Genomic DNA, 717 nt, shown 5'->3' with positions numbered 1-717 from the left:
CCAGCTTCATGAGGGATGATGTCTTCGGGACGAATGGCTGCGATGACCGGAGTGCCATCATTGAACGTGTGGCTGAGGCAGGCAAAGGTCTTTTCCCCGACGCTCAACCGCCCGCCTTTGGTGACCTGAGATCGGATCTGGTTCATTTCACCGATAAAGTCGGCCACGAACAGGTTGGCCGGTTCGCGGTAGATCTCCGTGGGCGATCCGACTTGTTCAATCACCCCGTGGTTCATCACCACGATGCGGTCGGCCATGGCCAGCGCTTCTTCCTGATCGTGCGTCACCATCACGGTGGTCACACCCAGCTTGCGCTGCAATTCCTTGATCTCATGCCGCAGGTGAACGCGCACCTTGGCGTCCAGCGCCGACAGGGGTTCGTCCAGCAGCAGCAGACCGGGATTGGTTGCAATGGCGCGGGCCAGCGCAATCCTCTGCTGCTGGCCACCGGACAATTGCGCCGGGTATTTCCTGCCCTGATCCGGCAGACCAACAAGGTTCAGCAGCTCGCTCACCCGAACCGCGATATCCGACTTGCTGCGGCCCGTGTTTTCAAGGCCAAATGCGATGTTCTTTTCGATCGTCAGGTTCGGGAACAGCGCATAGGACTGGAACACAATCCCGAAATCGCGCTCGGACGGAGGCAGGTTGGAGACGTCCTTGCCATCCTGCATAATCGTACCCTTGGTCTGCAGATCCAGCCCTGCAATCGCCCGC

The 717-nt window shown here is 59.4% G+C and carries 1 protein-coding gene; it reads right to left on the bottom strand.

The window, feature by feature from the left end; genetic code table 11:
• On the bottom strand, nucleotides 1-717 hold a 717-nt coding region (locus tag ACR0C6_RS21765), incomplete at both ends, for an ATP-binding cassette domain-containing protein (RefSeq protein WP_480621228.1).

The organism is Ruegeria sp. AL12, from assembly GCF_056540885.1.
This window is presented reverse-complemented; position numbering and strand designations above follow the sequence as displayed.